This window comes from Pseudarthrobacter sp. GQ63, assembly GCF_059758765.1.
In genome coordinates, this window is sequence record NZ_JCAXEF010000006.1 from 165,156 (window position 1) to 182,289 (window position 17,134).

Annotated in this window: 15 protein-coding genes and 1 pseudogene; 8 read left to right on the forward strand and 8 right to left on the reverse strand. The window is 66.7% G+C overall.

From position 1 onward, the window contains the following. Positions 1 to 14: 14 nt before the first annotated feature. Positions 15 to 1,517 carry a tripartite tricarboxylate transporter permease gene (locus AC6CHP_RS12425; RefSeq protein ID WP_104188914.1) on the reverse strand — a complete coding sequence of 501 codons (1,503 nt, stop codon included), beginning with the start codon at positions 1,515 to 1,517 and terminating at the stop codon, positions 15 to 17. Between the two features lie 2 nt (positions 1,518 to 1,519). Next, positions 1,520 to 2,023, reverse strand: a complete 504-nt coding sequence (locus AC6CHP_RS12430) for a tripartite tricarboxylate transporter TctB family protein (protein WP_498230186.1) — start codon at positions 2,021 to 2,023, stop codon at positions 1,520 to 1,522. A gap of 134 nt (positions 2,024 to 2,157) precedes the next feature. Here AC6CHP_RS12430 and AC6CHP_RS12435 point away from each other — a divergent pair, with 134 nt between their 5' ends. The 3 genes from AC6CHP_RS12435 to AC6CHP_RS12445 all read left to right on the forward strand — a co-directional run bounded on the left by AC6CHP_RS12435 (position 2,158) and on the right by AC6CHP_RS12445 (position 4,488). Continuing rightward, on the forward strand, positions 2,158 to 2,964 hold the full coding sequence (locus AC6CHP_RS12435) for an IclR family transcriptional regulator (protein ID WP_498230188.1): 807 nt from the start codon (positions 2,158 to 2,160) through the stop codon (positions 2,962 to 2,964). Positions 2,965 to 3,010: 46 nt separating this feature from the next. After that, positions 3,011 to 3,898 carry a class I SAM-dependent methyltransferase gene (locus AC6CHP_RS12440; protein ID WP_498230190.1) on the forward strand — a complete coding sequence of 296 codons (888 nt, stop codon included), beginning with the start codon at positions 3,011 to 3,013 and terminating at the stop codon, positions 3,896 to 3,898. Positions 3,899 to 4,008: 110 nt separating this feature from the next. Then, complete coding sequence (locus AC6CHP_RS12445; protein WP_188728536.1) at positions 4,009 to 4,488, forward strand: hypothetical protein; 480 nt, start codon at positions 4,009 to 4,011, stop codon at positions 4,486 to 4,488. Here the strand turns inward: AC6CHP_RS12445 and AC6CHP_RS12450 are convergent. Together AC6CHP_RS12450 and AC6CHP_RS12455 are read right to left on the reverse strand one after the other, a co-directional pair. Continuing rightward, positions 4,485 to 4,853: a hypothetical protein gene (locus tag AC6CHP_RS12450; RefSeq protein WP_498230192.1), complete on the reverse strand. Its 369-nt coding sequence runs from the start codon at positions 4,851 to 4,853 to the stop codon at positions 4,485 to 4,487. The genes AC6CHP_RS12445 and AC6CHP_RS12450 overlap by 4 nt on opposite strands. A gap of 128 nt (positions 4,854 to 4,981) precedes the next feature. Then, positions 4,982 to 5,191, reverse strand: a complete 210-nt coding sequence (locus AC6CHP_RS12455; protein WP_377192402.1) for a hypothetical protein — start codon at positions 5,189 to 5,191, stop codon at positions 4,982 to 4,984. Between the two features lie 365 nt (positions 5,192 to 5,556). Between AC6CHP_RS12455 and AC6CHP_RS12460 the strand changes: the two genes are divergently transcribed. Both AC6CHP_RS12460 and AC6CHP_RS12465 read left to right on the forward strand, forming a co-directional pair. Continuing rightward, a complete protein-coding gene (locus AC6CHP_RS12460) occupies positions 5,557 to 6,843 on the forward strand; it encodes a glycosyltransferase family 87 protein (protein WP_498230230.1) in 1,287 nt (428 codons plus the stop codon). Between the two features lie 61 nt (positions 6,844 to 6,904). Next, positions 6,905 to 8,125, forward strand: coding sequence for a glycosyltransferase 87 family protein (locus AC6CHP_RS12465; RefSeq protein ID WP_498230195.1), 1,221 nt, complete (start codon positions 6,905 to 6,907; stop codon positions 8,123 to 8,125). An 8-nt stretch (positions 8,126 to 8,133) separates the two neighbouring features. Here AC6CHP_RS12465 and AC6CHP_RS12470 read toward each other — a convergent pair whose 3' ends face one another. The 3 genes from AC6CHP_RS12470 to AC6CHP_RS12480 form a co-directional block, all read right to left on the reverse strand. Next, positions 8,134 to 9,468 carry a phosphoribosyltransferase family protein gene (locus tag AC6CHP_RS12470; protein ID WP_498230197.1) on the reverse strand — a complete coding sequence of 445 codons (1,335 nt, stop codon included), beginning with the start codon at positions 9,466 to 9,468 and terminating at the stop codon, positions 8,134 to 8,136. A gap of 200 nt (positions 9,469 to 9,668) precedes the next feature. Then, positions 9,669 to 11,288, reverse strand: a complete 1,620-nt coding sequence (gene mptB, locus AC6CHP_RS12475; protein WP_104188931.1) for a polyprenol phosphomannose-dependent alpha 1,6 mannosyltransferase MptB — start codon at positions 11,286 to 11,288, stop codon at positions 9,669 to 9,671. Positions 11,289 to 11,470: 182 nt separating this feature from the next. After that, a complete protein-coding gene (locus tag AC6CHP_RS12480; RefSeq protein ID WP_188728524.1) occupies positions 11,471 to 12,622 on the reverse strand; it encodes a GGDEF domain-containing protein in 1,152 nt (383 codons plus the stop codon). Positions 12,623 to 12,768: 146 nt separating this feature from the next. Here AC6CHP_RS12480 and AC6CHP_RS12485 point away from each other — a divergent pair, with 146 nt between their 5' ends. Continuing rightward, positions 12,769 to 13,005 (forward strand): zinc-ribbon domain-containing protein, encoded by a 237-nt coding sequence (locus AC6CHP_RS12485; protein ID WP_104188935.1) that lies wholly within the window; start codon positions 12,769 to 12,771, stop codon positions 13,003 to 13,005. A 31-nt stretch (positions 13,006 to 13,036) separates the two neighbouring features. Here AC6CHP_RS12485 and AC6CHP_RS12490 read toward each other — a convergent pair. Continuing rightward, positions 13,037 to 14,381 (reverse strand): annotated as a pseudogene (locus tag AC6CHP_RS12490) (Nramp family divalent metal transporter). A 405-nt stretch (positions 14,382 to 14,786) separates the two neighbouring features. Here AC6CHP_RS12490 and rsgA point away from each other — a divergent pair. After that, on the forward strand, positions 14,787 to 15,947 hold the full coding sequence (rsgA, locus tag AC6CHP_RS12495) for a ribosome small subunit-dependent GTPase A (RefSeq protein ID WP_188728521.1): 1,161 nt from the start codon (positions 14,787 to 14,789) through the stop codon (positions 15,945 to 15,947). Between the two features lie 120 nt (positions 15,948 to 16,067). Beyond that, complete coding sequence (locus AC6CHP_RS12500) at positions 16,068 to 17,087, forward strand: LacI family DNA-binding transcriptional regulator (RefSeq protein ID WP_498230201.1); 1,020 nt, start codon at positions 16,068 to 16,070, stop codon at positions 17,085 to 17,087. Positions 17,088 to 17,134: the final 47 nt, after the last annotated feature.

Sequence of the window (17,134 nt, forward strand, 5' to 3'; positions counted from 1 at the left end):
GGTTGAGGTGTGGTTTAGGTTTCCGGGTCCTCGTTGAGCGCTTTGGGCTTCCGGAGCTTCAGGAGCGGGCTAAAGATGATCAGCAGCCCCAGGCCGATCAGGACTGCCGATATGGGACGGCTGGTGAAGATGCCGAAGTCGCCCTGGGAGATTTCGAGGGACTCGCGGAGGGAGCGTTCCATCAGGGGGCCGAGCACCAGGGTCAGCACCATGGGCGCCAGCGGGATGTCCAGGTGCCGGAGCGCGAGGCCCAGGAGGCCGAAGCCGATCATGACGAAGACATCAAAGACGCTGAAGTTGATGGTGTAGGCGCCGATGACCATGAAGAGCAGGATCAGGGCGGTGAGGATGGTGGTGGGGACCCTCAGGATGGAGGTCCACAGTCCCACCAGCGGAACATTCAGCACCAGCAGGAGCAGGTTCCCGATGAACAGGCTGGCGATGATGGCCCAGGCAATCTCGGAGTGCTCGGTGAAGAGGGTGGGCCCCGGGGTGAGGCCCTGCTGGAGGAAGGCGCCCATCAGGACGGCGATGGTGGGTGATGCCGGGATACCCAGGGTGAACAGCGGGATCAGGGCGGCGTTGGCGTGGGAGTTGTTGGCCGTTTCGGGCCCGGCCACGCCTTCAATGGCGCCCTTGCCCAATTCGTTGCGGTGGCGGGAGAACTTCTTTTCCGCGCCGTAGGCCAGCAGGGATGAGACGGAGCCGGTCATTCCCGGAATGAGGCCGAGCCCGAAGCCGATTCCGGTTCCGCGGGCCATGGCGGGCGCACTCCGGCGCCATTCCCTCCCTGTCGGAAGCAGGGAACGGAGGTTTGGGGCGTGCACGTTGGGGGTGGCGGTGCCCTTGCGGTAGGACAACAGCTCGGAGAGGCCGAAGACGCCCACGATCACGGCAACAAAGCTGACGCCGTCCAGGAGGCGGTCCATGCCGAAGGTGAAGCGCGGCGCCCCGGCCACGGGATCGATTCCGACCATCGCAATCAGCAGGCCCAGGGCTCCGGAGATAACGGCCTTGACCATGGACTTTCCGGCGAGCGCCACGAGCAGGGAGATGCCCACCACCATCAGCGCAAAGAACTCCGGCGGACCCACCAGCAGCCCCAGCTCGCCCAGCGGTTTGGCGGCCATCACCAGGCCCAGTGTGGCGACGGTGCCGCCCACGAAGGATCCAACGGCGGCAATGGTCAGGGCTGCACCGGCCTTGCCGAGCTTTGTCATTGCGTAGCCGTCAATGGTGGTGATGGCGGAGGCGGCTTCGCCGGGGGTGTTCAGCAGGACGCTGGTGATGGTTCCGCCGTAGGCCGTGCCGTAGAAGATGGCGCAGAGCATGATGATCGCCCCGGTGGCATCAAGGTTCAGGGTGAGGGGAATGAGGAGCGCGACGCCGGCTACCGGACCGATGCCGGGCAGCACGCCGATGATGGTGCCCAGCAGGCAGCCCAGGAAGGCGAACAGCAGGTTTTGCCAGGTCATGGCGGCCGCGAAGCCGCCCATAAGTTCGTTGAGGGTATCCACGTTCAGAGTCCGATCGTGTTCAGCAGGGGGAAGGCGGAAACGGGCAGTGCCACGTTGAGGCCGTAGTTGAAGGCGTAGAACGCGCCCACGCTGCCCGCGAGGGCGGTGACCACGGAGGAGGGCCAGGCCCTGCGGCCGCGCAGCTTCAGGTGGTACATGAGGAAGAGGAACATGCTCAGCTGGAAGCCGAGCAGGTCCATGACGGCGGCGAGGAGCACCAGGCTGGCGACGACGGCGATCACGAGTGCGCGGTCAACGCCCTCTGCCGTTTCGCTGGGGCGGCGGAGTTCCTGGAGGAGCCAGACAGCGGACATCGCGGCGAGGACTGCCCCCATGGCAAAGGGGAACAGTCCCGGGCCGGGTCCAAGGGAGGTCCACAGGCCCAGGCCCACCGAGCTGGTGAGGACGTACACGCCGACGGCCGCGAACGCGCCGATGCCTGCCAGCACGGAGGGTGCCACCCTGGCGGCGGTCTTCGATGTGGCTGTGACTGACTCCGTTGTCATGGTTCCTTCTCACTCGGATTCGCTTTCACGCTGCGTCGTTGCATTTCACAGAATGAAACTATATTGCGTACTGAGAAATAGTGACACCAGACACACGCACTGTCAAGCGCAAGGAAGTTACATAGAATGAAAGAATGGCGACGACGACTTCCACCTCCCCCCACCCTTCGGCTGAGGAGGGACCCAAGGCGTCAAACATGCGCTCCCTGTCCCGGGCGCTGGAGGTCTTTGCGGAACTGCAGCGCGCCGAACGGCCCCAGCGGCTCAGCGACCTGGCCCGGAACTGCGGGATGAGCCTGCCCACCACGCTGCGGATCCTGCGCGTGCTGCAGGATTTCGGCATGGTGAGCCAGACGGACAAGTCCTACCGGATCGGGCCTGCGGTCCTGCCGGCCGCACGGAGTTTCCTGGAAAACGATCCCCTGGTGGTGGCGGCCCGTCCCATCCTGCAGCAGGTCGCCTCGCAGACCGGGCTCACGGCGTCGCTCTACACACGGCTGGGATTCGAACGCATCCTCGTGGCTCGCGTGGACGGCGAGGTGCCCCTCCGCTACGACCTCCCGCTGGGCAAGCGCCTCCCCCTCACGGTCGGCGCCGCCGGCAAGATCCTGCTTGCGTCATCGTCCGATGACGAGCTGCAGCAGGTGGTCGCGGCGGCCGTCGCCGGGGGCCATGAGGAACCCGGCCTGACGGCGGCCGCGCTGCGCTCCCGGTTGCCCGAAGCCGGGGCCGAATATGCGTACTCGGCTGATGAACGGGCTACAGGGGTGCTCTCCGTGGCCGTAGCCGTACCGAGCAGGCCGGGGCGGCGCCCCAGCGAATCCATTTCCCTGACCAGCCCGGTGGAGGCCGCCAACGAGGAAACCCTCAGGGCCGGCGTCCCGGAACTGCGGCGCGCCGCCGGCAGGCTCTCGGAACTGCTGGAGGGCTCCGTCTACTAGGAGTCCTGAACCACGGTGGAATCCGCCGGCGTTGTACTGTGATGGCGTGATCGTCCCCGAAATTTCCCAGAACGCCGCGGCGGTCGCGGATCACTACGACGAACTCGATCCGATTTATCGTCGGGTGTGGGGTGAGCATGTCCATCACGGCCTGTGGGCAACCGGTCGCGAGACGCCCGCTCAGGCCGTCGAGGCGCTGGTGGACACCGTCGGCGATCGGCTGCGCCTTCTGCCCGGCCAGGCGTGCGTCGACATCGGCTGCGGCTATGGCTCCACCGCACGGCGGCTCGCGGTGACACGCAGGGTCCGCGATACCGGCTTCACGCTGTCCGCTGAGCAGGCCCACTATGCCGCCGCGCATCCTGTACCAGACGTGGACATCCGTCTTCGCGACTGGCTCGCCAACGGGCTGCCCGATGCCTCAGCCGATGCCGCGTGGGCGATCGAGTCGAGCGAGCACATGGTCGATAAGCCCAGGTTCTTCGCCGAGGCCCATCGTGTGCTGTCGCCCGGCGGCCGCTTCGTCGTCTGCGCGTGGCTTGCCGAGACTGAAGCCACAGGTTGGAAGGTTCGCCACCTGCTCGAGCCGATCTGCCGCGAAGGGCGCCTGCCGTCGATGGGCACGCGCGAGGAGTATGAGGCGATGGCCGTCGCGGCGGGCTTCGTGATCACCGGCTATGAGGATGTCAGCCGCCGCGTCGCGCGCACCTGGCCGGTCTGCGCCCGTCGACTGGCGAAGGCCCTGCTCGTCGATCGCGAGACCCGCCGCCTCGCCCTTGGGGCCCGCAATCGCATCTTCGCTTTAAGCATCCCCCGCCTGATCCTGGCCTACCGCACCGGCGCAATGCGCTATGGGATATTCACGCTGGCGAAGGCGGGCGGAAACGGGGCACCACGCGTACCCGGCCAATCGACGCAGCATGGGCCGGCCTGACCGCGCTCTCCGTCCCCAAACTATTTCACAGGGCACGGGCTTGGGCGATCCATATGGGTCTAGTGTGGGGAAGGTCGGCACTCGCCGCGAATAGCCCTCAGGGAGGGTGCATGAACTCCAGACAGTCCAGCTCCGAGCAATTTATGCAGTACTTGAAAAGTGTTGGGGGCTCGGAGGCGGACGTCGCCGGAGCTTCATACGTGGTCAGCGACGCGGACACCGTGGAGAGCGTGGTTTCAGCGCTGCGGATGGAACAACAGCAGCATGGCAGCGCGGCCAAGGACCCGTCCTTCCTCCATGCTTTGGCACAGGTGATGGTCAGCAGGCGCGATGAGCGGGATCCTGGCCACCATGCCGGAGCGTCGCAGTCCGGGGAGTACCAGCTGGACATCCATTTCAGCGCCGGAAACAACACCCGCGAAGGCATTCCGGAGAAGGACATCGACGACGCCCAAGCATGGGCGCGCCAACGGATCGAATCTGAAGGCGCCGAGTTTGGGGCCATCTACTTCCCCGCGGGCGGGGATGGCGCGCCAGGCACAGGGGCGCTGGTGTCCAGCTACGACCGTTCGGTGGGCTGGTACCGCTAGCCGGATTCCCCGCGCTGGTGTCCGCCAGCAGCCAGGAAGGCATCGAGCTGGGCGGACAGATGCGCCTGGAAGGCTTTGTCGGCGCTCACGTTCGTGCTGGCGAGCGGCGGTATGTCCAGGCTCGCGTTGCAGCCGCGGCAGCGGATCTCGTCAGTCCACACCCAGCTGTACGCCGCGTGCCTTTCGCGCACCCTCTGCATCGCTGAGGTGATTGCTTCCGTTGTGGCCGCAAAGTGCGCTGCGTCCTCATTGCTGAGGCTTGTACCAATCTCGATGTCGATGCTCATCGTGCCTCTTCCGTCGTCCCCGATGGTGCTGTCGACAGTAGCGGGCGTTGCACCGGGAAGGAACGACCTGAAGGTCACGGTTGCCTAACCCTTCAAGCCGCACAGGGACCGAGCCATGGAGGCATCGGAACGGAAGGGTGCCGGAAGAAATCCCGGCAACGCCGGGGGAGGCTGCAGCGCCGGTTACGCGAACCCGCGCTGCAGTACTACCAAGCCTGCTGTTCGCGGGTGAGGCCGAAGGGAACGGCGTCGCTGAGCGCCACGGTGAACGTGTCCACGCCGTGCCGCGTCACCAGGATGCCGTGACTCTTCCCGGCGAGTGCGCGGGCCTTGGCGGCGGTAACAGCGGCGTCGAGCTCGCTGTCCATGCTCGCGCGGTCGGCAACGGTGAGGGTCAAGGGGAAGTCAGCGGTCATGGGTGGGCCTTAGTGTTTTAGGGATGGGACGCGCGTCATTCCGCTCCCCCAAGCTACCGACGCGGCAGGGCATCTTACCGCCCACCTCATAATGCACCAGCATGGGGTCCCCAGCAACTTGAAAAATCAAGTAACAAGGAACCGCAGGTCAAGGGCGTCCGCTCCACCGCCCAAGCGCCGCAGTTACTGGGCCCCGGGCTGGTCACTTACAGTTGATAGGGAGTGGGAGCCCTTGTGGAACGCCTCCCATGCCGCCGGAGAAACCCCCGGCAAGACCCGTGCACCACTGCGCAACACACGGCTGTGCAACGATCTGATAAGGACCCGCCATCTCTACGGACGCTTTCTTCGGCCGACTTACCCGGATCCGCGACGCCGTTCTTCCCGCGCCTGCCCGGACCCGGCTGAACACCGGCCGCGGGCTGCTGGGCGGTTTCATCGTGGTGCACCTGGTTTTCCTGGTCTTCGCGGCATCCCTCTCGCTTCGCGGTGAGGCCTTCAGCGATACTTTTATCTACCGCGACTGGGCCATGGCAGGGTTCAACGACGCGAACCTCACCGGCGGGCCCAGCCCTTGGGTCTACCCGATCCTTGCGCTGATCCCCATGGCCATCGCGGGCGTCGCCGGCCCCGGTCCGTTCTTTTTCCTGTGGGTCCTCATGACCACGGTCCTGAACGGCTGGGCACTGTTGAAACTTACCAACAGCGGCCGGGACCGCCAGGCCATCCCAGCAGGCTGGTGGTGGCTGGTCTTCACCTTCCTCATGGGGTGGCTGGGGTTCGCCCGCGTGGACGGCCTCACCGCCCCGCTGGTCCTGGTGGCCCTTGCCTATGGCGTCGGCCGCCCGTTCATCGCCTCCGTCCTACTCGCCATCGGAACCTGGGTGAAGGTCTGGCCCGCCGCCGTCATGCTGGCCCTGTTCGCCGTCGTAAAAAACCGCGTCCTGGTGGTGCTCGCCGGACTTGCGACGACGGCGGGGGTGGTCGCGCTGGCCGCTGCGGTGGGCAGCGTCCCCAAGCTTTTGAACTTCCTCACCCAGCAGGGTGACCGCGGCATGCAGCTGGAGGCCACCTTCACCACGCCCTGGCTCTGGCTGTCCGTCCTGAACATCGGCGACTCCCGCATGTACATGAACACGGACATCAACTCCATGCAGGTGGACGGCCCCGGCACCGCACTGATGTCAGTGCTGATGCAGCCCCTCCTGATCCTGGCCGCACTGCTGGTGGCCGGCCTGACGTTCTGGGCACTCCACAACGGAAACCAGCACAAGGGCCGGCTCAACGGCGGCGTGGACCGCACCGAACTGCTCCTGGCCGGCGCCTTGACCCTGGCCACCGCGTTCGTTGTGTTCAACAAGGTGGGCTCCCCGCAGTTCATGGTGTGGCTCGCCCCGGCCGTCGCCGTCGGCCTCGCCCACAGCTGGCGTGATTGGCGGGTCCCGGCCGCCATGCTGATCGTCATCGCCGTGGCAACGTACTTCATCTACCCCCTGTTCTACGACGCCCTCAGCCACAACAATCCCTGGATGGCCCTGGTGCTGACCATCCGCAACGTCCTCCTGGTGGTCCTGTTCATCTGGAGCGTCCGGCGCCTCTACCTGCTGGGCAAGAAGGCGCCTGCTGCCGCCCCCGCGCTCAAGGAGTCCTAAGATTTCCGCGAGGTTCTTCGACCGCCTGGTCAGCGTCCGCAGCAAAGTCCTGCCCGCAAAGGTGGTGGACTGGTTCGCCCGCCCTTCCAGCGTGTGGTGGGGATTCGCCGTCGTCCATCTGTACTTCCTGGGCTGGATGGCGTCCTTCTTCCTGCACGGCGGCACGTTCAGCGACACAGAGCAGTACCGCCAGTGGGCCATGGACGGCTACAACCCCGCGGACCTCGACGGGAAGATCAGCCCCTGGGTGTACCCCGTGCTGGCGCAGATCCCCATCTTCCTGGCCAACATCGCGGGGCCGGACCTGTACCTCCTGGTGTGGTTCCTGATCATCACAGCCCTGAACGCCGTCGGCCTCGCTTTCCTCACCCGCGGACCGCGCAAGGTGGGCGGCATCGCCCCGGCCTGGTGGTGGCTGTTCTTCACGGTCTTCATGGGCTACCTCAGCTTCGCCCGCGTTGAAGGCATCACCGCCCCCATCGTGCTCATCGCCCTGCTGTACGCGGCGCAGCGGCCGGTGGTGGCCGGCGTCCTGCTCAGCATCGCCACCTGGATCAAGGTGTGGCCGGCGGCCGTCCTCGTGCCCATCGTGATCGCCAGCCGGAAGCGGGTCCACATCCTCCTTTCCGGGGTGGCGGTGACGGCGGTTGTGGCCCTGGGGACCTGGCTGTCCGGCGGGCTGCCGCACATCATGGACTTCCTCACCAACCAGGGCGAGCGCGGCATGCAGCTGGAAGCCACCTTCTCCACGCCGTGGGTGTGGCTGAGCGTCTTCAACATCGCAGGCTCGAAGATGGCGGACAACACCGCCATCAACTCCACCGAGGTTTACGGACCCGGCGCTAGTGTGGCGGCTTTCCTGATGCAGCCGCTGCTGATCCTCGCGGCCGTCATCGCCGCTGTCCTGCTGGTCCGCGCCCTGAACCGCGGGGCCGAAAGGGAGGAACTGTTCCTCGAGGGCTCCCTGATGATGGTCACCGCGTTCATTGTGTTCAACAAGGTGGGCTCCCCGCAGTTCATCATCTGGCTGGCGCCGGTGATCATCGCCGGGCTGACCCACGACTGGGACCGGTGGAAGGTCCCCGCGGCGCTGCTGATGGGCATCGCCATGACCACGTTCGTGATCTACCCGCTGTTTTACACCCCGCTGATCCACGCCCATCCGGTGATGGCAGCCATCCTCACCACGCGCAACGTGCTCCTGGTGGTGCTGCTGTGGTGGTCGGTGAAGCGGACCGCCGAGCTGGGCCGGAAACCTGCAGCGGTGCCTGCCGGCGCGTAGCTGAAGGCCTAGGAAACCCCCGGGGCACCTTCCGCGGCAGCCTCCGGCGTCAGGTAGCGCGAGAACCATTCCCTGGCCAGAGCTGCCACCTGGCCCAGCGTGCCGGGCTCCTCGAAGAGGTGGGTGGCTCCCGGGATGGTCTCCAGGTGCACCGGGGCCCGCATAAGGTCCATGGCCTGCCGGTTCAGGGCCAGGACCTGGGTGTCGGCACCCCCCACCAGCAGCAGGGTAGGCGCACGCACCGCTGCGAGGCGCGGCCCAGCAAGGTCCGGCCTGCCGCCGCGGGAAACCACGGCGTCCACGTGCGCGCCCGGTTCGGCCGCGGCCCACAGCGCGGCGCCTGCGCCGGTGCTGGCCCCGAAATACCCCACCCGGCACACAGCGGTGTCCTCCCTGCCGTTCAGCCATCGGGTTGCTGCGCTGAGCCGCTGTGCCAGCAGGGGGATGTCGAAGACGTTTTCGCGGTTGACTTCCTCTGCGGGAGTCAGCAGATCCAGCAGCAGGGTGCCCAGACCTGCTCCCTGGAGGACGGAAGCAACGTAGCGGTTGCGGGGGCTGTGCCGGCTGCTGCCGCTGCCGTGGGCAAAGACCACCACGGCCCGGCACCGGTCCGGAAGGTGCAGGTCGCCGTTGATTGACACGCCGTCCACGGCGATGTGGACGTCCTGGTCGACGCCGGTCACCTGCCCCGGTCGCTCAGGGTGCTCCCGCCGTGCTACGGCGTCGAGGAGGCGGACCACTTCCTCGTCGCTGGTGGGCGAAAAGTCGCGGTAGTAGTATCCCACCGCCTGGAAGTTGCGGGGGGAGATCAGGGAGAGAACCTGGTCCGCCTCCGGCAGGGCGTCCATGGCCCGTTCCGGGGCTACTGGGACAGCTAGGATGACTCTTGCTGCGCCCAGCTGCCGCGCCACCTTGCATGCCACCCGCGCCGTTGATCCGGTGGCGATGCCATCGTCCACGATGATGGCCGTACGTCCCGTGAGGTCCGTGGGAGGCCGTCCCTGGCGGTACCGTTCCAGCCTGGATTCCAGCAGCGCCCGCTCGCGCGCCTCAACTGTCCGGAGATCATCCTCTGTAACCCTGGCAAGGGAAACGACCCGCTGGTCCAGTACCCGGGCACCGCCCTCCCCGATGGCACCCATGGCCACCTCCGGCTGGAACGGCACCCCCAGTTTGCGCACAACAATCACGTCCAAGGGGGCGTCCAGGGCTTTAGCGACCTCGGCCGCCACAGGAACACCGCCCCGGGGCAGGCCCAGGACCACCACGTCCTTCCCGCGCAGGCCGGCCAGGGCGAGCCCGAGCTTCCGGCCCGCTTCCACCCGGTCCCGGAACTCATACATCCGGCCACCTCCTCGCGTGGAGACCCGTCATCTGCTGCTGCGTCCCGGAAGACCTCCGGTCCTGCAGGCCGGCGAATTCTTCCCCGGACAAGACATCCGGGGAGGCCGGCCCCTTTTCACTACACACCTGCCCCGGACAGCGGAACAGGGTCAAAAGGCCCGCAGACCCGCACGTCACCGCCCACGGATGACCACCTGGGTCAGCGGCTTCCCAGCTTCTCGCGGCCGGGCTCTCCCGCCCGGCCCCGCCTGGCCTCCCGCATCGCCATCAGCCACGTCCAGCCCCGCCTGGCCAGGTCCAGGGGCTTGCCTTCGATCAGCAGCTTCCGTGTATGCACGTCGAGGAATAGAAGGTAGAACGTAAATGCCAGGGCCGTGATGAACGCCAGCGACGACGCATCGATGGGGAGCTCCACGAAGGACCAGACGGAGAGCTGGTCCTGCGCCCCGAACACCACAAAGAACGTCACGCCGACGTATAGCGACCTGATCTGCCAGTCGTCACGGATTCCCGTGACGGCCAGGAACGGCAGGAACCAGAGGATGTACCACGGCTGGATGATGGGGGACAGCATCACGACGGCGGTGAACGCCAGCGCCATCCGGCGTACCGCCAGCGAATAGTCACCCCGGAACATCAGCAGCAGGACCAGCCCGATCGCGGCCCATTTCATGCCCGTCCGCAACAGGGTGGCGAAGGTTCCGCCGGGGAGTCCCAGGACGTTGGCAAGGAACTCCACCTGTTGGCCCAGGAAGCCGGACGGCGAGTAGCCCGTGTACCCCGGAGTGGGGTCCATGATGGCCCAGGTCCAGCCGATGCCAAGGTTGTAGGGGATGCCGCTCAGGACCAGCACGCCGAAGCTGATGCCCGCCGTCGCAGCCCAGATCAGGAACTTGCGCGGCCACGACGCGGACGGTCCCGCCCACATCACGCCGATGAACGGCAGCAGGAGCACAGTAATCGGCTTGATGCCGATTGACGCGGTGACCAGGAGGATGCCCACCAGGTAGCGGCGCGTGGCCGCGAAGTAGACGCCGGCGACGGCGAGCCCCACCATGAGGGCGTCATTGTGGGCGCTGGCAATAAAGCTGATCAGGAACAGCGGGTTGGCCACCGAGATCCAGAGGGCCCGGGCGCCGTTGATGCCGTGCAGTTCCGCCAGTTTGGGGACATAGATGACGCAGAGCAGGACTCCGACGCCGGCCAGGAGGCGGAAGAGCAGCACGGACACGTCGGGCTGGGCACCTGTCAGCCCCACCACCCCGCGTGCCAGCCAGAGGAAGTAGGGGCCGTACGGTGTCCGGTTTTCAGCCCATGCAGGGTCTGCCCCCAGCGAGAACCAGTTGCTGAGGCTGGAGATGCCCACCTCGTACGGGTTTTGGCCCTCCATCACCAGCCTGCCCTGGCCGGTGTAGGCGTACACGTCCCGTGAAAACACCGGGACGCAGAACAGCAGCGGCAGCGACCAGGCGGAGATGGCCACCACCACGGACCGCAGCGCGGACTGCCCCCAGTCCGCCAGCCGCTGGCCCAGCCGAAGCCAGGAACGGATCAGCACCATGGCGCCTACGGTCAGCAGCACGGTGGACACCGTCACTCCCCAGCCTTCCGTGCGGAGGGCAATGACCACCGGCTGGCGGATCATGGGTGAGCCGTTGGCGATCCAGCCCGTGCCGATGGAGCCGGTAAACATCATGAGGGCTCCGATGAAGCCCTCAAGGGTAGCGAGGTAGGCGCGGCCCGTGGCCGGGCCGGAGGCTTTGGCCGGCGCACCCGGCTGAGTCTCCGAAGTCCCGGGGTGTGACCCGCCTGCCGTCATGAGTGTCTGGTCCCTTACTTGGTTACGGCGCTGGTTGGACCAGCAATAAGGCCGCCCTGCAACCCCGCCATTTTATCAGCAGGGTTTCCCGCTGCCCTTGGGTTACGGACCGCCCGGAAGCCACAGTTTGGCAACAGGCCAAGGGGGCACGGCCTGCGCGCGCCCCGGTCCGCTGGCACCTGCTAGCGCAACCTGTCGCTGCGGGCAGTCTGGTTCCGGCCCAGCGACTTGGCCATGTAGAGTGCGGCGTCGGCTGAGGCGATCAGGCGCTCCACGTCCGTCGAGGCGCCGTCGTAGGTGGAAATCCCGTAGCTGGCGGTGGGCATCTCCATCCCGTCCGCCGTGGTTGCCGCCGCAAGGCGGTTGCTGATCGACTCGGCGATGAGTTCCGCCCGTTCTGCGCTGGCACCGGGGACGAGGATGACGAATTCCTCCCCGCCGTAGCGGCCCACCAGGTCGGTGGGACGCACCGTGGAGGTGCACGCATCGGCGAAGGTCTGCAGGGCGAGGTCCCCGGCGGCATGCCCATAGGTGTCGTTGACGGACTTGAAGTGGTCCAGGTCTGCCAGGACCAGGGCGCCGGACCCCTTGGTGATGGACAGGTCCGCCAGCTGCTCCGCCGCCATTTCCAGGAAGGCCTTGCGGTTCAGCAGCCCCGTGAGATCGTCGCGGGAAGCCACCACCCGCAGGGCCCTGGTCTGCTGTTCGCTGCTGAGGGCCGCCATGCTGAAGGAGACCACCACCAGCAGGACCATGGTCACCAGGGTGGTGACCGCGGAACCGAAGACGCTCTGAAAGACCGGCCCGTGCTGGCCTTCCAGCATGAAGGCAACCCAGCGCAGCAGGTAGAACACGGACAGTCCGCCCGCGGCCACGGCCATGGGGATCCGGACCCGGGAGTAACCCGGTTCCAGGCGCCAGAGTTCGCGGGATGCCAGTCCGATGGTGAGGCTCATGGCTGCCAGGAACACCGGCCCGCCGGACCAGGTGTTGGTGGCCGGGTGATCGAGGACCGAGGCCACCAGGGTAGCCAGGGGGATGCCGGTGAAGGCCCACTTTGGCGGCGGCACGGTCCGGAGCGACCGGGCACCCGCCCACACGGCCACCCCGCCGTGCACCAGCAGCACGTTCCCCAGCGGGTTGGCCCAGACCTGGTGGGCCGTGCCGTCCAGCAGGAAGCACGCCGATCCTGACAGGAAAAACAGCAGCGCCAGGCACCACCAGCCGCTGTACGGCGAGCGCGTCACCCGGTAGGCGGAGAAATAGAAAAGGAACACCAGCACCAGCGCCATCAGGCCGAACGCTATCCGAAGGGTCGCGGTATCCAGAACCATGTTTGCCGAAATCCCCCTGATAACGAACAGTGCGCGGACCCTCAGTATCGCACCGGTGCGGGAGGCTGTCAGGATGGCGCTATCGGCCGGCCCAGGGCCTAAGGTTGTCAGATCAGCCAGCAGGACTGCCCCGAAAGGCTAAACCCATGTTCCTTCTCTTTGGTTTGAAGACGGTGCTGAAAGCGCTGCCCGGTAAACCGGCCACCTGCCAGTACTGCCGCTCCTTCGTCCACCACAGCCTTGAGGAGCGGGCCACCAAGTTCACGCTCTTCTTCATCCCGGTGTTCACCACGTCGCGGAAATACAACATCACCTGCACCAACTGCGGGTACGTTTCGAGCATCTCGGCGCGGCAGAAGCGGGCGCTGGAACTGCAGCGGTAGGCCAGGCCCCGGAAGGGGCCGCAGCCGGACTTTAGCCGCCGAACAGCGGCGAGAGGGACGTCCAGAACTGCCGGAGGCCCAGGACGATGAACAGCAGGGCACAGACCCCCAGTGCGATGTTGGAGTGGAGCTTGTTGGCCCACGCCTTGGGAATCCGCCGGCCGTTCAGCAGCCCCAGCAGGGTCAGTGCAAGGAACGGCATGAACAGCGAACCCAGCGCCCCGTACAGCAGGATCAGGCCGATCGGCTGGCCCAGCGCGAACAGGACCATGGGCGGGAACGTCAGCCACAGGATGTAGAACCTGAAGTATTTTCCGCCCACGCGGGTATCCGGGTGTCCGGATTCCTTGCCCCGCAATGTTGCCCCAGAAGTCGGCGAACATCAGGGAGACGCCGTTCCAGACGCCGATGATGGAGGAGAAGGACGCGGCCCAGAAACCCACCAGGAACCCGGTGCCCACAACGTCTCCGTATTCCGCCTTCAGCACACCGTAGAGGTCAAGCAGCCCTTCGTCACTGGCGGAGAGGGACACACCTGCGGAGCGCACAACCTCCGCGCCCACAATCAGCATGGCGATGACGAAGATGCCGGTCATGACGTAAGCCATGGAGTTGTCGATCCGCATGACCTTCATCCACTTGGGCGTGTACCAGCCCTTCTCGCGAAGCCAGTAGCCGTAGGCGGCGAGCGTAATGGTGCCGCCCACGCCGCCGGCCAGCGCGAGCGTGTAGAAGATGCCGCCGTCCGTCGAGGGGATCATCGGGATGAGCCCGGCGAGCATTTCCGGAATGTTCGGGGCGGCAATCACGGCCAGCCCCACCACGGTCACGAACATCATGCCCACCAGCACGGCGGTGATCTTCTCGAAGGTGGCGTATTTGCCCCACCACACCATCGCGAAGCCGGCGAGGCCCATCAGGATGGCCCACGCCCACAGCGGCAGGAAAGGGAACACGGCCGCCAGCGGCAGGGCCGCGGAGGACATGGCCGTGGCCCCGTACACGAATCCCCAGATCATGATGTACGGGCCGAAGTACCAGGTGGTCCATTTGCCCAGGGACCGCCAGCCCTCAAAGATCGTCTTTCCGGTTGCCAGCGTGTACCTGCCGGCCCCCTCGACGAGGATGATTTTCAGGACCACACCCACAATGACTGCCCAGAACAGGCCGTAGCCGTAGCGGGAGCCCGCCACCAGGGTAGCCACCATGTCAGCGGCACCAACGCCCGTGGCCGCCACCACCAGGCCGGGGCCGACGATGCGCCACTTCGCCGGACGGCCGCCGTCGTCATCAATCCTGTCCGCATGGCTGACGCCGGGCTGGCTCTCCTTGCCCGCGTTCACCACCGCGTCGTTCCGTGCAGCGGCCCTGTCCATGGCGTCATCGCCCATGGTTCCTCCTCGATTGTCCTGCAGCGTGGAAAACACAACTGCAGCCAACCTATGCCCGAACCGGTGCCCCATCAAAGGACTACGGGTTGGTCCGGGGCACTTTACGGGAATCGATGTCCGTTCCCGGACTCTGGTGGATTCCGCCAGCCGGGGCTAAAGTGGGATCCGCCGGATGACGCCGGCGGAACCGGGAGACCTGATACCGGTCACCCACGGCAGGAGAGGGAGGTGGTTTTGATGACTGTTGCAGCCCCGCGCACTGAGCGCTCCGCACCCCTCATCCAGACTCCTTCCCTGTACTGCACCGGCCCCGCCTGACCTCTCAGCGGAGCGCCACAACACCCGGGCCCACTGCGGCCGGTGCGCAGGGGCTTCCCCTGAGGTATCACAGTGAACACATCATCAGGCCGTGCCCTGGACAGCATCACCACCCCACACAAGGCTTCTCCAAGCGGACCGCTTGCCTACGGCTACACCCCGGCGGTCGCCCGGCACTTCGACAACCACCCCCTGCCAGGGGCAACGGAGCGCGGCCGCGTGGTCCGCGTGGACCGTTCCCTGCTCCTGGTGGCGGCGGGATCTGACCTGCTCCACCTTCCGTACCCGCTGACCGGTGACGCGGCAGTTACCGGTGACTGGGTGTGGATGGGGCCCAACAGGGCCGGCGACCGCCAGGTCCTCGGCGTCCTTCCACGGCTTTCGGAGCTCAGCCGGAAACGCGCCTTCGAGGACTCCTCCGAGGCGCAGGTCCTTGCCGCCAACATGGATATGGTGGGCGTGGTGGTGCCCGTGGACCGGCCGCTGACGCACAACCGGCTGGAACGGACCCTCGTGGCAGCCTGGGACTCCGGCGCCACTCCCCTGGTGATCGTCACCAAGGCGGACCTCGCCGGGGTGGCGGACGACGTCGTCGGGAAAGTCATCCTGCAGGCGGCGGGCGTGGAGGTGGTGACCACCTCAGCCGGAACCGGTGACGGCATCCCCGAGCTGCTGGCGCACATCCCTGCGGGCGGCACCATCGTCCTCCTGGGGCCGTCCGGCGCCGGGAAGTCCACGCTCATCAACGCCCTGGTGGGCCACGATGTCCAGCACACCGGGGAGGTGCGGTCCGGCGACTTCAGGGGTAAACACACCACCACATCCCGGGAACTCGTGCCCCTTCCCAACGGGACGGTCCTCATGGATACACCCGGCGTGCGGGGCTTCGGATTGTTCGACGCAGAGGACGGCATCGGCGGGATGTTCGGCGACATTGAAGCGCTGGCCGGCCAGTGCAGGTTCACGGACTGCGCCCACCAGAGCGAGCCGGGCTGTGCCGTGCAGGAGGCGATAGCGCACGGTGTGCTGGAGGAACGCCGCTGGCACAACTACCTGAAACTGCAGCGGGAGCTTGCCGCCCTGGCCCGCCGGAGCGACGCCGCAGCGCAGCGTGCCTACCAGCGGGAATGGCACCAGAAGGTGGTGATGGCAGGAAAGTCCCAGCGTTCCGCCGAACGCGACCTCTCCGAACAGCGTGGACGGAAGGACCGGCCGGGGCGCAAGCGGCGCTGAACCGCGGCGGTGCCCTGCAGCGGCGGGGCACCGCCGTCCCCTGCAACCGGTTGAGTCGATTCAACGTTGTAAAGTGGGCGGTACTGGCCTGCGGGCCGCGGTTGAAACTAAGGAACTGGGATGGCGGCAACTCTTCACGATGTGGCGCGTGTGGCGGGCGTGTCCTTCAAGACCGTCTCCAACGTGATCAACAACCACCCGCACGTCCGGGACACCACCCGCGCCAAGGTGGAAAAGGCCATTGCCGAGCTGGGTTACCGCCCCAACCTCACTGCCCGCAGCCTCCGCTCCGGGCACACCGGCGCCATCACCCTGGCCCTGCCGCAACTGAGCCTGCCGTACTTCGCGGAACTCGCGGACGCGGTCATCGAGGCTGCCGCCAAGCACGGGCTGGTGGTGCTGATCGAGCAGACCGGCGCTGACCGGAAGCGCGAGCTTGAGGTGATGGCCAGTCCGCGCCTCAAGATGTCCGACGGCCTGATTTTCAGCCCGCTGGCGCTCGGCCAGGAGGACGCAGACCTGATCAAGGCCGATGTCCCGGTAGTCCTGCTCGGCGAGCGCATCTTCGGCAGTTCCTCGGACCACGTCACCATGCAGAACGTGACGGCCGCCCGGGCCGCCACCGAACACCTGCTGGACCTCGGGAAGAAGCGCATCGCCGTCGTCGGCGCCCACGAGGGCGAGGTCATCGGCTCGGCCGGCCTGCGCCTGCGCGGATACAGGGAGGCGCTGGAAGGGCGCGGCATTGCGTACGACGACGGGATCGTCGCCTACGTGGTGGACTGGCACCGGTCCAACGGTGCGGCGGCCATGCACGACCTGCTGGACCGCGGCGCCTCCTTCGACGCCGTCTTTGGCCTGAACGACACCCTGGCCCAGGGCGCCGTGCGCGTCCTGCAGGAAGCCGGCTACCGGGTCCCGGACGACGTCGCGGTGATCGGCTTCGACGATCTGGATGAAACCCGGTACACCCTCCCCACCCTGAGCACGGTGGACCCCGGCCGGACCGAGATCGCCGAGACCGCCATCCACATGCTGATGGAACGGATCAAGAACCCGGACGGACTGCCGCCCCGGGAAGTTGAGACGGCGTTCCGGGTGGTCCCGCGGGAATCGACCGTGGGCGCCAACAGGGGTTGACGCACCGCCCGGCTGGGCACCCCGGGCTAGCTCACTCCGCTCTGCCG